At 37.7% G+C, this 12,386-nt stretch carries 15 protein-coding genes; 3 read left to right on the forward strand and 12 right to left on the reverse strand.

Annotation, left to right across the window (positions count from 1 at the left end; translation table 11 throughout):
* Positions 1-98: 98 nt before the first annotated feature.
* The gene (locus tag G8Y84_RS10395) at positions 99-1,931 is read left to right on the forward strand and encodes an endonuclease/exonuclease/phosphatase family protein (protein WP_107360513.1); all 1,833 of its coding nucleotides are present in this window, start codon (positions 99-101) and stop codon (positions 1,929-1,931) included.
* A gap of 118 nt (positions 1,932-2,049) precedes the next feature.
* On the opposite strand, the gene moaA is transcribed toward G8Y84_RS10395, so the two are convergent.
* Genes moaA through G8Y84_RS10425 form a run of 6 tightly spaced genes read right to left on the reverse strand, consistent with a single transcriptional unit; the run spans position 2,050 to position 6,124 of the window.
* Entirely contained in the window at positions 2,050-3,072 is a 1,023-nt protein-coding gene (gene moaA / locus G8Y84_RS10400) for a GTP 3',8-cyclase MoaA (protein ID WP_165806337.1), read from the reverse strand.
* Positions 3,073-3,086: 14 nt separating this feature from the next.
* Positions 3,087-3,695 (reverse strand): molybdenum cofactor guanylyltransferase MobA, encoded by a 609-nt coding sequence (mobA, locus tag G8Y84_RS10405; RefSeq protein WP_037574821.1) that lies wholly within the window; start codon positions 3,693-3,695, stop codon positions 3,087-3,089.
* Positions 3,696-3,704: 9 nt separating this feature from the next.
* On the reverse strand, positions 3,705-3,938 hold the full coding sequence (gene moaD, locus G8Y84_RS10410) for a molybdopterin converting factor subunit 1 (RefSeq protein WP_037574823.1): 234 nt from the start codon (positions 3,936-3,938) through the stop codon (positions 3,705-3,707).
* Positions 3,935-4,387: a molybdenum cofactor biosynthesis protein MoaE gene (locus G8Y84_RS10415; RefSeq protein WP_037574826.1), complete on the reverse strand. Its 453-nt coding sequence runs from the start codon at positions 4,385-4,387 to the stop codon at positions 3,935-3,937. Before G8Y84_RS10415 ends, moaD begins: the two co-directional genes overlap by 4 nt.
* A 1-nt stretch (position 4,388) precedes the next feature.
* Entirely contained in the window at positions 4,389-4,868 is a 480-nt protein-coding gene (gene mobB, locus G8Y84_RS10420; protein ID WP_165806338.1) for a molybdopterin-guanine dinucleotide biosynthesis protein B, read from the reverse strand.
* A complete protein-coding gene (locus tag G8Y84_RS10425) occupies positions 4,865-6,124 on the reverse strand; it encodes a molybdopterin molybdotransferase MoeA (RefSeq protein WP_103158997.1) in 1,260 nt (419 codons plus the stop codon). The genes mobB and G8Y84_RS10425 overlap by 4 nt, the downstream gene beginning before the upstream one ends.
* A gap of 68 nt (positions 6,125-6,192) precedes the next feature.
* Between G8Y84_RS10425 and moaC the strand changes: the two genes are divergently transcribed.
* Complete coding sequence (gene moaC / locus G8Y84_RS10430) at positions 6,193-6,675, forward strand: cyclic pyranopterin monophosphate synthase MoaC (protein ID WP_037574834.1); 483 nt, start codon at positions 6,193-6,195, stop codon at positions 6,673-6,675.
* Positions 6,676-6,757: 82 nt separating this feature from the next.
* Here the strand turns inward: moaC and G8Y84_RS10435 are convergent, their stop codons facing one another.
* From G8Y84_RS10435 to modA, 5 genes are all read right to left on the reverse strand, one after another.
* Positions 6,758-7,258 carry a MogA/MoaB family molybdenum cofactor biosynthesis protein gene (locus tag G8Y84_RS10435; protein WP_037574837.1) on the reverse strand — a complete coding sequence of 167 codons (501 nt, stop codon included), beginning with the start codon at positions 7,256-7,258 and terminating at the stop codon, positions 6,758-6,760.
* A 12-nt stretch (positions 7,259-7,270) separates the two neighbouring features.
* On the reverse strand, positions 7,271-8,275 hold the full coding sequence (locus G8Y84_RS10440) for a ThiF family adenylyltransferase (protein ID WP_037574840.1): 1,005 nt from the start codon (positions 8,273-8,275) through the stop codon (positions 7,271-7,273).
* A gap of 207 nt (positions 8,276-8,482) precedes the next feature.
* Complete coding sequence (locus tag G8Y84_RS10445; protein WP_037574842.1) at positions 8,483-9,109, reverse strand: ATP-binding cassette domain-containing protein; 627 nt, start codon at positions 9,107-9,109, stop codon at positions 8,483-8,485.
* A complete protein-coding gene (gene modB / locus G8Y84_RS10450; RefSeq protein WP_037574845.1) occupies positions 9,110-9,781 on the reverse strand; it encodes a molybdate ABC transporter permease subunit in 672 nt (223 codons plus the stop codon).
* 8 nt (positions 9,782-9,789) lie between these two features.
* The gene (gene modA / locus G8Y84_RS10455) at positions 9,790-10,563 is read right to left on the reverse strand and encodes a molybdate ABC transporter substrate-binding protein (RefSeq protein ID WP_165806339.1); all 774 of its coding nucleotides are present in this window, start codon (positions 10,561-10,563) and stop codon (positions 9,790-9,792) included.
* A gap of 189 nt (positions 10,564-10,752) precedes the next feature.
* On the opposite strand from modA, the gene fdhD reads away from it, so the two are divergent.
* The gene (fdhD, locus tag G8Y84_RS10460) at positions 10,753-11,550 is read left to right on the forward strand and encodes a formate dehydrogenase accessory sulfurtransferase FdhD (RefSeq protein WP_037574851.1); all 798 of its coding nucleotides are present in this window, start codon (positions 10,753-10,755) and stop codon (positions 11,548-11,550) included.
* 71 nt (positions 11,551-11,621) lie between these two features.
* On the opposite strand, the gene G8Y84_RS11515 is transcribed toward fdhD, so the two are convergent.
* Positions 11,622-12,380, reverse strand: coding sequence for a GNAT family N-acetyltransferase (locus tag G8Y84_RS11515; protein WP_165806340.1), 759 nt, complete (start codon positions 12,378-12,380; stop codon positions 11,622-11,624).
* Between the last annotated feature and the right edge of the window lie 6 nt (positions 12,381-12,386).

A 12,386-nucleotide genomic window follows, 5' to 3' on the forward strand; every position in this document is an offset into this window, starting at 1 on the left:
CCGATTCTTTTTTACGCTTTTTTTACTTCATTTTAATAACTCCAAAAAATTTATTCTGATATACTTAAATAAATTAATAACTGTTAGGAGTGAATTCAATGAAAAAATTTTTAGTTTCATGCTTATCTATAAGTTTGATAAGTTCAACAGTCATGATGCATCCTATTGATGCTAAAACCGAAACACCGCGCTTACAAATCCACGATATTCAAGGTAATACATATCAGTCTAAATACGCCAACCAACACGTTGATGCTGTCCAAGGTATTGTCACTTATCAATATAAAATTAATGGCCAACATTATTTTCACTTACAAACCCCTGACCGTAATGCTGATAATGATCCTAAAACTTCTGAAGGGATTATCGTCTATACTGGTAAAGAAGCCCCTCAAGTTAAAGTTGGCGATGCGATTGAAGTTTCAGGTTTAGTCTCTGAATATGCCATCGAAGGGTACCCAGATAAACAAAAAACCGATCAACCGATTACCGAAATTGATGCGCGTCCTGAAAAACAAGGAAAAATTATAGTTAAAGCCTCTCACCAATCTCTTCCGAAACCAATAAAAATCAATCGTATCCCCTCTAAAATCTCTTCTACAGATGGACGTTTTAATCCAAAAACCAATGCCTTAGATTATTGGGAATCATTAGAAGGGATGCGTGTACAAGTTGACGACGTCAGAAGTGTAGGCCCCCAAGAACATGGCGATTTGTTTACTGTTCAAAATAACGTAAAACCTGAAACAAAAAACGGTGGAATTTTATTAAAAGAAAACGATGCGAATGGGCAACGCATTCCTTTTAAGCTTTATGATGCACAACAACAAGGACGTAATTTTGATGTTGCGACAGGAGATCATTTTAAAGGTCCTCTCATTGGATATGTCAATTATGGTTATCAAAACTATAAAATCAACATTGATTACGAAACGATGAAAAAGGCCCACTCAAAAGGTACAGCTCAACCTAAAGGGACGCAGTTTACGTCTTCTAAAGATAAACTTACAATGGCCTCCTATAATCTCGAAAACTTTTCAAATAATGCTTATACGACAACCAATGACAAAGCTGAAAAATTAGCCAATGGCATCGTTAGCCATATGAAAAGCCCAGATATTATCGGCGTCACTGAAGTTCAAGATAATGATGGTTCTGGTAAAGGCGGACCTGCAGCCAATGAATCGTATGAACGCCTTATTAAAACCATTCAAGCAACGGGCGGACCTAAATATGAATATAAAAGCATCGATCCAGAAATGAATAAAGACGGAGGACAACCGAATGCCAATATTCGTGTCGGCTTTTTATATCGTCCGGATCGTGTCTCATTTAATAATGAAATAAAAGCGGGAGACGCAAATACCGCTGTTGATTACAAAGACGGTAAATTGACGCGAAATCCAGGCAGAATAGATCCTCACAATCCAGCATTTACCAATTCAAGAAAACCACTTGCTGCACAATTCACGTTTAAAGGCCAATCGATTATTGCCATTGTGAACCATTGGAATTCAAAAAATGGGGATGATGCGCTTTTTGGCCGTCAACAACCTGTTGAACGACGAAGCGAAGCACAACGAGTTGAAATGGCAAAAGCAGTCGGTGAATTTGTGAAACAAGTATATAGAGAGAACCCTAAAGCTAATATTATTTCTGTAGGGGATTATAATGATTTCCAATGGTCTCAACCTTTAAAAACATTTGAAAATTACGGCATGACCAATCTTGTTAATCGTGTGCCTTCAAAATTGCGCTATTCTTATAATTATCAAGGTAATGCACAAACGTTAGATCATGTTTTTGTCTCAAAAAACCTCGCTTCTCGTGCGAAGTTAGATATGATTCACGTCAATAGTGATTTCACTGAAATGTCTGGTCGTGCAAGTGATCATGACCCATTACTAACACAAATAGATTTTTCTAAATAAACATTTGTAAAAGCAAATAAAAGCACTCCCCATTCACGTTAAAACGTATGGGGAGTGCTTTTATATCTTTAATGGTCCTTTCACGTTGCTCTATATAAATTTAAGACGTGTTCTTATACTATCCACCGATATAATTCATATTGATTTTCTTTTTGCGTCTATTTTCTACCGTCTGTTGTGTACGCTCGTCTGAATACCGATCATCTCTAACTTGCCAAAGTGTTTTCACTTGCGCTTCAATTTCTTCATCTGAATGACCGCTTCTTAGTAATCCACGGATGTCATAACCATCCACTGAACTAAACAAGCAACCATAAAATTTACCGTCCGATGATAGACGTGCACGTGTACATGTTGAACAAAATGAGTCAGATACACTTGTAATCAAACCAAATTTAGATTTTGCTCCTTTATGACGGTAATATTTCGCCACTTCACCATAATATTTAGGTTCCACTGCTTCAATGTCAAAATGAGACTGAATTTTGCTGAGCATTTCATCTTTTGTAACGACTTTTGAAAAGTCCCAACCGTTATCGTTACCTACATCCATAAATTCAATAAAACGTATCGTCACGTCACGCTCTTTAAAATAATCAATCATAGGGATAATTTGATCATCATTAATCCCTTTTTGAACGACAACGTTCACCTTCACTTGAAGACCGATTTTCACTGCATAATCAATTTGTTCCAAAACTGTGGAAGCTTTAATATTACGATTGTTAATAGATTGAAAAACATTGTCTTCAATTGCGTCTAGACTGACATTAATACGTCGTAGCCCGGCATCATACAATTTTTGTCCATGTTTTTTGAGCAATAACCCATTCGTAGTTAACCCGATATCATCAATGCCTTCTATTTCAACAATTTGCGCAATCAATTGATCTAAATCGCGACGCAATAAAGGTTCTCCCCCTGTGATGCGGACTTTTTTCACCCCAAACTTAGCATAAATACGGGTAATACGGGTGATTTCTTCAAATGTTAGCAATTGATCTTTCGGTAAAAAGACGTAATCATCTCCAAAGATTTCTTTTGGCATACAATAATCACATCTAAAATTACATCTGTCTGTCACGGAAATGCGCAAATCACGAATCGGGCGTCCTAATTTATCTAAAATTTGCTCAGTCATCTTTGCGCCTCCCCTCAATAGGATTGATTCAATTCTTTCTCTAATGCGCTTAAATCTTCTTTGTAATTTATGTTTTTGTACCAGTAGTCGGGCGATGCCACTTTATTGACATCTAACCACATATTAGAAACAGATTGATACACATGCCGCATACTGAAATCATTGCTATTTAGCGCTGTTTCAATAGACGGTAATATATTTTTATGGTAAAAAGCAATTGTAGGTATCGGTCTCTCATCACTCTGAAATCCGGCTACTAATAATTGTTCTTCAATTAAATTCGCAATTAAAAACTGATATAACTCGCTAATTGCTTTATCTGTTACCATCGGCGTATCAACAGAAATAACAAAATAAAAATCTCCTTCTGTTTCTTTCATGACACTGTATAATCCACTTAGTGGTCCCTTACTTTTATGCTTGGCATCATCAATGACTACATGGTATCCGTCAAATTCAGACGCCAATACTTCATTAGTGCTTATGATAATTTCGCTAAACATATTCGTTGATTCAAGGGTATGATAAATTTTTTCAAAAAAATACTCTTCATGTATCTCGGCAAATGCCTTAGGTGCACCAAATCGTGAAGATGCGCCACCTGCTAATATGATTGCTTTCATTGCGTTAATTTAACCTCCGCTTACCGGGGGAATAAGTGCAACAATATCATTCGGTTTAACCATTTCATCATTTTGCACGAATTCTTCATTTACAGCGACTTGAAATTTTTTGCCTTGAATGATGGGATAAGTTTGATATAGATGCGTTTTTAATGCTTCGACAGAAATTTCATAGTCAAAATGAAAATGGTCTTCAGAACGATCTAACAACTCTTTCATTTCAGCAAAGTATAATATTCTCATGATAGGTCCCCTTTCACTGCATCTTCATGATACCCTCGTTGATGTCCTTGCCATTCGGCACCATCTTCCCAAATCTCTTTTTTCCAAATGGGAACAATCTCTTTAATGCGTTCAATCGCATATTCATTTGCACGATAAGCGTCTTTACGATGCGGTGATGAGACACTAATCACAACTGCGATATCTTTAATATCTAATGCCCCAATTCTATGTGCAATCGCCGTCACAGTACCGGGCCATTTTTCACTAATTTCATCACCAATTTGCGCAAGTTTTTTTTCAGCCATAGGTACATATGCTTCATATTCTAAGTATTCCGTACGAATGCCTTTCGTCCATTCCCGTACGTGCCCTGTAAACACAACCACTGCCCCTTGCTTTTCATTGAGTGTCCATTCACGATAAATTTCAGGGACAATCGGTTCTGTTGTCACTTCAAATTGTTTCAAATTAACCATCCTCTAGTTCTGACAACCAAGTCATTAACATGTGATCAACTTGTTCAAAATCAATCTCACTTTCATGACGTTGTAATCTATATTTAACACCAGACAATTGATTGAGTTCAGCGAGTTCTTTGTCATCTCGATATAAAATCAATTTATCATAGTGCGCATGTTTATATCCTTCAACTAAAATAATACTGTTTTCAATGGTAACACAGTCATTAATTAAAGTCTCTAAGGTGATTCCCTCATTTTTTTGTATTGTCTCAATAAATTGATGCCCTTGTACAATACTTTGTTCAGCACCCGCTAGAAAATGTTTCATATGGTCTACTGAAGCATCCGGTAGCGTAATTTCTTCACCCTTGTGTCCATGATGCTTTATCGTGACAACAGGATAGCCCTTTGATTTAAAAAATTGAACTGCATGTGCCACAATTGGCGTTTTTCCACTGTTTTTAAAGCCAACGATTTGCAAAATCATAAATAAAAATCCTGTTGGTAATATTCCGAATTCGTTAGTAAAACGTCCACTTGATGACCTGTGCTATAGCCACGTGTACCGCTTGGCAAGACCATAATTGCATTACTATGTGCAATGGCGACAACAGCGCCTGACTTATTAAATCCAGAAGGTTTTACTGTTGCTGCTCGACCGTCAAATGAAGCGGTCGCACGTACAAAACGTGTAAATGGATTGGCTTTTTTAAAGTCTTCCATCAATGTCGCTTGAATGAGCATTGGATAATATCGATGGGCACCCATCATGCGATACATCGTGGGTTTGACAAACAGTTCAAAACCCGTAAAACACGCAGAAGGATTGCCTGATAATCCAAATAAAAATGTATTATCGGTCACGGCAACAGTCGTTACACTTCCCGGACGCATCATCACTTTATTAAATAAAACTTCTGCATTTAAGGCACGATAAATGTCTGGAAGATAATCAAAGTCACCGACAGATACGCCACCTGTCGTAATCACAATATCATGACTTTCTGCAGCTGTTTTTACAACTTCTAAACTACTTTCAAAATCATCTTTTTGAATTTTATATATTTCAGCTACAATACCTTCTTGTCGAAGAAGCGCGTGAATCATTGGTCCATTAGAGTTTCGGATTTTTCCTGGTTCAAGCTCATCTTCAACATCTAGTAACTCACTCCCTGTCGCAATAATCGCCACAGTCGGTTTTTGGTACACTGGGACTTGTCGATAACCAAAAGTGGCCAATACTGCGATGCCCCCTGCGTTCAAGCGTTGTCCTTCAGAAAGGACCACATCGCCTGTTTGTGTTTCTTCACCTTTTAATGAGACATTTTCATGGTGAGAAAAAGGTTTACGTAACGTGAAGCCTTCTTCGGTTTGAACCGTTTGTTCTAACATGACTACAGCATCTGCGCCCTTAGGCATTTCTGCACCTGTCATAATACGAACCGCTTCACCTTCTTTTAATGTTTCAGCTGAAACGCTCCCTGCCCCAATATGATCAATAACCTTAAAAGCGATACGGTTGTCACCACTTGCCCCTTCGCTATCCTGACTACGTATCGCAAATCCATCATATGGCGACTTGTCAAACCTAGGAATATCATAAGTCGCAACGATATCTTCAGCAAGAATATATCCTTCCGCTTCGTATAAGTCGACCTTCGTTTTCGTCATTCGTATATTTTGTTTCAAACATCGAGAGATTGCCTCACTTACCGGGATAGGTTGTCTTTTTTTCAATGTCATTCCGTCCACTCCTAACATTTTAATCAATTCATGCTATACTAACTTTACTTTATATCAGGAGGTATAACATGTCTGAATTTACTCATCTTAATACACAAGGCCACGCTAAAATGGTGGATGTTTCAAATAAAGATGTCACGCGTCGTACAGCTATCGCACACTCAAGCATTCAAGTGAATGATACTATCTACAATCAAATTGTGAATAATACCGCTAAAAAAGGAAATGTTCTAAATACAGCACAAATCGCTGGCATTATGGCTGCCAAAAATACAGCCACGATTATTCCTATGTGTCATCCATTACCTTTGACAGGGATTGATATCGAGTTTGAATGGACACAACAAGAAACTACTTTTGTGCTTCAAATTACAAGTAAGGTGTCCACGACAGGTAAAACAGGAGTAGAAATGGAAGCCTTAACGGCAGCTTCAGTGACTGCTCTCACGATTTATGATATGTGTAAAGCAGTTGATAAAGGCATGATTATCGGAGAAACTTATTTAATTCAAAAAACAGGCGGTAAATCTGATTTTCAACGTAATGCTTAATCAATAACTCCTATTAAACCTTCAATTCTATCCCATCCATAAGGGACGATCTCATTTTCATACATGAGCATCGTCCTTTATTTTATTTGTTCAGTTCGTGAACAAGATGATTTAATTCTGGCATAATTAACTTTTTCATTCCTAAAGTGACAGCCCCCGTAGAGCCTGGCAAACAAAAAATCAATTGATGCCCTACAGTGCCTCCAATCGCACGGGAAAGTAATGCCCTACTTCCTACATCTTCAACGTAACTTAAATATCTAAATAACTCTCCAAAACCTTCTATTTCTTTTTCGAGTAATGGACGAATGGCTTCAATCGTGCAATCACGCTGTGCAATGCCTGTACCTCCAGTCGTAATAATCACTTCTACACCTTCTTGCAGCCAAGAAGAGACTTGCGCTTGAATCTGAGAAATATCGTCTTTAACAATCGTATAACATTCGGGGGCAACCTCTGTATTGAGTGTTTTTAAAAAGTCTAAAACCAATTTGCCTCCCTTATCCGTCTCTACATTTCGTGTATCTGATACGGTTAAAACTGCACATTTAATATTTCTTCCTAAATCTACATTTGTATGCATCTTATGTCTCCTTTATCCAAAAAGTTGATTAATAATGGTGTAGGCTTGATTAACATCTGTCATCCCATGAATTAACAATCGGCCATTTTGAAAGCCGACGATGCGATGATTCTGAAACATGAATTGTACAATATAGCCATTACTTTTATAAGCGATTCTATGTTTATCTAAAAACGTGATTAAATCCTCAAAATGAACCTCTGGGTGTTGATATTGTACTGTATCTCGGCCACATAACGTTGCCATTTGAGGTTGTTGTTGGACAAGAAATGGGAAGCTTGGATGCGCACCACATGTGGGACACTCTTGACGGTGTAATTTACGAAATCCAAACGTGTGGTGAGTGCCTTCCCAAATATCTCCATACGTTAGCTTTGGCGTGAAAGGCGTCTCAGTTAAAATCTTGAGCGCATCTCTCAATTGAAAACTGGTGGTCATGGTAACAGCAGGCTGAATCACCCCTACTGTATCACACGTTAAATTCATGGATGGGATTTGTGGAATTAAACATTGAAAACAAGGCGTTTGTCCAGGAATAAAAGGCGCCTCAACATATGTACTCCGCACAACTCCACCATAAATCCATGGAATCTGATTTTTGTATGCGACATCATTAATCATCATGCGGGTATCAAAATTGTCTGTCGCATCCATAATTAAATCAACATCCTCAACAAGTTCATTTAAAACATGAACATCGGCATGATTAATGACCGATTCAATGATCACGTCTGAACGAATTTTTTTCAGGGCGCGTTCAGCTGCGACGACTTTGGGTGTGGCCTCATTTGCATCCGCCTCATTAAACAGCGTTTGTCTCTGAAGGTTAGAGGCCTCAATATAATCTCGGTCTATCAGCCGTAGTTTTTTAATTCCAGCACGCACTAATCCCTCTGCCAGATGTGTCCCTAAAGCCCCCATGCCGACAATTAAGACTGTTTTCTCATTGATTTTTCGCTGCCCTTTTTCTCCTATATCTTGAAATAAAATTTGTCTTGAATATCGATTTTGCATCAGTCAACTATACCTTTCTCACATCGTCTATGATTTCTATTATACGTTCAACTGTAAGATGTCTCAATGAAATAACTTACTGTCGGTTTATATAAAAAAGGCAAGAACATGAAAATGTCCTCGCCTTAAATATAATGACTGACGTACCTGTCACCCTCGATCGGTAACTTACAGTTTTAAAAGTGGTTGCCACATCGCGCTTATAAATTTTTATAAGATTTCTGATTCCGTTACTTTAATGTGTAGGGTTTCATGCGCCAACTGAGAGGCCTCATATTTGGAGTGCGTCACAAATATAATTGGAATTTGCCACTCCGCAAAAATATTTTGAATTAAAGCCATACTCTCTTCTTTCGTGTCATCATCTAAACTTGAAAACGGTTCATCCAAGAGTAATAAGTCAGGCTTTTGGCTTAGTGCACGTGCAAGGGCGACGCGTTGCCGCTCTCCTCCCGAACATCGATCCGGATAGACATGTTTTAAGTGTTCAATCTTTAGCGCGTCACATAATTTGGCCACATGCGCTTTTTCAGGATGCATAAATTCAATATTTTGAAGGACCGTCATATGCGGAAATAATTGATAATCTTGAAACAAATAGCCCACTTTACGCTTTTGTGTGGGAAGCGTTAACTTTTTTTGCGTATCTAACAATGTGCGTGTTCCAATTTGGATACGCCCCTCTTCTGGTGTACGTAAACCAGCAATCATGTTTAAAAGGGTCGTTTTCCCCACTCCAGAAACGCCTGCGATAGCATATATTTTAGGATTCTCAGTATGAATATTGAGTTGAATAAGATGACGATTAACATGGTGTTTAATATAAATATTTAACATCTAATCCCTCTCTTTGTAATGCTCTTTGTTGAGCATATTCATCGTTCCAATAATCGTAATAGAAAATGCAACTAATACGAGCACCCATAGCCATGCTTTATTTTCTTGCCCTTGTTGAACAAGAAAATAAATTTCTAAAGGTAATGTATTGGTACGACCAGGAATATAACCTGCTACCATTAACGTCGCACCGAACTCCCCGATGGCACGCGCAAAAGCTAACATTGCCCCTGCGATAAGTGCACGTTTCGACAAAGGGAGAATTAATTTAAAAAATATTTTAGACTCTGAGGCCCCCATCGTTCTCGCTGCGTTTAACATCTGTCGATCGATGTTGCGAAATCCTTGAACGGTGTGTTGATACATTAATGGGAAACTCACTATGACAGAGGCTACAGTAGCGCCTACAAGCGAAAAAACAACTTGTATTCCTAGCACGTGAGTTATAAAATGTCCAAATGCGCCCTCAACAGAAAAGGCAATCAGAAGTAAAAAACCTAAAACTGTGGGTGGCAAAATAATGGGCAACAACAAAAAACTTTCAATTAATCTTGTCCACGTATTCTGCTTATTGTAAAGTAATTTTGCCAAAATAATACTTAAAATAATGACAATCACCGTACTGATAAATGCGACACGTAATGAAATCCATAATGGCGTTAAATCAGCCATACAATCACCTATTGTTCAAAATGATAATCTTTTAAAATTGCTTTAGCTTTATCGCTTTTCATAAATTTAGACCATGCTTTACTGGCTTTATTATCTGAAATACGACCCATGCGGTATGTAATAGGTTGATTTAGCTTAACGGCTTTTACTTTTTCAACACCTGATTTTTGTGTGTTCCCCGCGTATAAGTCTGTCTCATAAACAAAACCGTATGTGGCATTGCCTTTATCAACATAGTTTAACACTTCTCGAACATCTTTTGTATAAACGATTTGTGGCTGTACTTGTTTCCAAAGACCTTCTCTTTCTAAATACGTTTTTGCATATTTTCCTGCAGGGACAGACTCAACCTCTCCGAGCGCAAGATGATCCTCTTTTGAAAGTTGGTTTAATGTTTTTGTGGGTTGTCCTTTTTGTTTAATCAACACTAATTTGTTATGCGCATAGTCGTAAGTTTCTATCACTTTATCTTTTGATTTTAACGTATCGACATCTTTCGTGTTCGCAGACATAAACACATCTACGGGTGCTCCTTTTTCAATTTGTTGTCTTAAAGCGCCAGAGCCACCATAATTAAAATCAATTTTTGTATCTGGATGTGTTTTTTTAAATTCTTTCTCTAATGCTTTTGTGACGTCAGTTAGACTAGCTGCAGCTGAAATTGTAAGTGTATTCTCTTTTGATGCATCAGAGTGCTCTGACTTTGAACTATTTTGGCCACAACCTGCAATCATTAAAAGACAGACGATTAAGCTCATACTTAATAGCCAAATTTTTTTCATATAGAAAATACCCCTTTCAAATTTTATAAATTAAACTTTACGTCTATTATCATATAAGTATCGTTAAATTGCACGTTGGATTAAAAACTTTCTTCACTTTCAAAGTATCACTCATACGACAAACACATCAGTTTGCTAAATTTGATTTTAAGCGTAAAATAAACATATTGAAATAAGGGGGGGTTCGGGGTGAATCGAGATATCAACTATAATCAAAAAATTATTCGGTATGAAGATGGCGAACTTTTTGAAACATACGATGATTATGTGACAGAGTTCCCATTAACCATTATGGTAAACGGTGAAGAATTTGCGACCGTCATTTGTAGCCCGACCAACTTGAAAGAATTAGTACTAGGCTTTTTAGCTTCTGAGGGTGTCATATTGAAACGTAAAGAATTAAAGCAACTTGACATTGATGATAGTAAAGGTTTTGCCCATGTGGAGATTACGTACAACGTACATGACCGTGTACAACTTTCAACCAAACGCCTCGTTGCGTCCTGTTGTGGAAAAAGCCGTGAGTTTTACTTTCAAAATGATGCAGCGATTGCCAAAACATCCATGAGCAACCTCAATCTCCATCCTGAACAAGTTTTAACTTTAATGGCGCGCTTACAAGATGAAAGTGCAACGTTTCAAGCGACGGGTGGCTTACATAATGCTGCCATTAGTGATGGCCAGGAATTTTATATTCACCGACAAGATATCGGTAGACATAATGCTTTAGATAAACTCTATGGATACTGTATACAAAATGAAATTTCAGTAAGAGATAAAGTCTTAATCTTCAGCGGTCGCATTTCGTCTGAAATTTTAATTAAAGCTGCGAAAATTGGGGTCGGTATGATTATTTCAAAATCTGCACCGACAACATTAGCTATTCAATTGGCGAATGACTTAAACATCACTACAATAGGTTTTGTGCGTGATGGACATTTTAATATCTATAGTCATGCAAAACGCATAACTCAAAAAATTGATTAAAAAATGGGACTTAGACAGAGGCTGACACTAGCCAAATTTCTAAGTCCCGTTCAATTTTATAGATTATAATTCTAAGTATTTTTTTCTAATAATGCACTATATCGAAAATGCAAATACGTATAGCCTTGTTTCACATACATCTCTTTGGCCGTATCTTCAGCATCAGCCACTAAAATGACAAGTCGCTGTTTTGCGATTTTACCCACTTGCGCTTGCATCCGCGTGCCAATCTTGCGTCCTTGTAGTTCTGGTTTGACAGCAAAACCGTCTATTTCTACAGTGTTGCGCGTTTGAATTAAATTGAGAATCCCAACAGGTCCATTTTCATAGGCGACATAATATTCCAAACAAGGGGTGCCTTGTGTCACTTGTTCGATAATATGTTGACCTGCTTCTTTCAAGTAGTCTTCTCCATATGGTGCCCCCACAAGATTAAATATCTCGAGGTAATCTTGTACTGTTTGTAAGGTCACTTTTTTCAAACAGATAGGCTCATCTGTTAAGCTTTGGAGTTCTCTACCTTCAATGGCATACATCTCAACGCATCCGAGTTCAAAACCGGAGGCTCTTAAAAAACGCAACATATCTTGTGACAATGTTTGATCCTCTGGAAAGTCAAAATGAATATGACGAGAGCCTTGGGCCAAATGATGTTGTTCTTGCCACATCATGTCTCCTTTAAAAGTTAAAATATCTGGCATTTCATGATATTGCCATTTATTTGCATCAAATTTTAAAGGTTGCTCTGGTGTTAAATATCTCGTATAGCGTTGCGCTGTTTCAACAAGGTGCCCATCAGTATAAATGTTTTTTAATGATACATGGTTCACATGTAT

The organism is Staphylococcus sp. 11511212, assembly GCF_011394755.1.
Classification (GTDB): domain Bacteria; phylum Bacillota; class Bacilli; order Staphylococcales; family Staphylococcaceae; genus Staphylococcus; species Staphylococcus chromogenes.

Coding starts and splice junctions, on each gene's coding strand:
- G8Y84_RS10395 (WP_107360513.1), top strand. CDS start 99: ATGAAAAAATTTTTAGTTTCATGCTTATCTATAAGTTTGATAAGTTCA.
- moaA (WP_165806337.1), bottom strand. CDS start 3,072: ATGACTGAGCAAATTTTAGATAAATTAGGACGCCCGATTCGTGATTTG.
- mobA (WP_037574821.1), bottom strand. CDS start 3,695: ATGAAAGCAATCATATTAGCAGGTGGCGCATCTTCACGATTTGGTGCA.
- moaD (WP_037574823.1), bottom strand. CDS start 3,938: ATGAGAATATTATACTTTGCTGAAATGAAAGAGTTGTTAGATCGTTCT.
- mobB (WP_165806338.1), bottom strand. CDS start 4,868: ATGATTTTGCAAATCGTTGGCTTTAAAAACAGTGGAAAAACGCCAATT.
- G8Y84_RS10425 (WP_103158997.1), bottom strand. CDS start 6,124: ATGACATTGAAAAAAAGACAACCTATCCCGGTAAGTGAGGCAATCTCT.
- moaC (WP_037574834.1), top strand. CDS start 6,193: ATGTCTGAATTTACTCATCTTAATACACAAGGCCACGCTAAAATGGTG.
- G8Y84_RS10435 (WP_037574837.1), bottom strand. CDS start 7,258: ATGCATACAAATGTAGATTTAGGAAGAAATATTAAATGTGCAGTTTTA.
- G8Y84_RS10445 (WP_037574842.1), bottom strand. CDS start 9,109: ATGTTAAATATTTATATTAAACACCATGTTAATCGTCATCTTATTCAA.
- modB (WP_037574845.1), bottom strand. CDS start 9,781: ATGGCTGATTTAACGCCATTATGGATTTCATTACGTGTCGCATTTATC.
- modA (WP_165806339.1), bottom strand. CDS start 10,563: ATGAAAAAAATTTGGCTATTAAGTATGAGCTTAATCGTCTGTCTTTTA.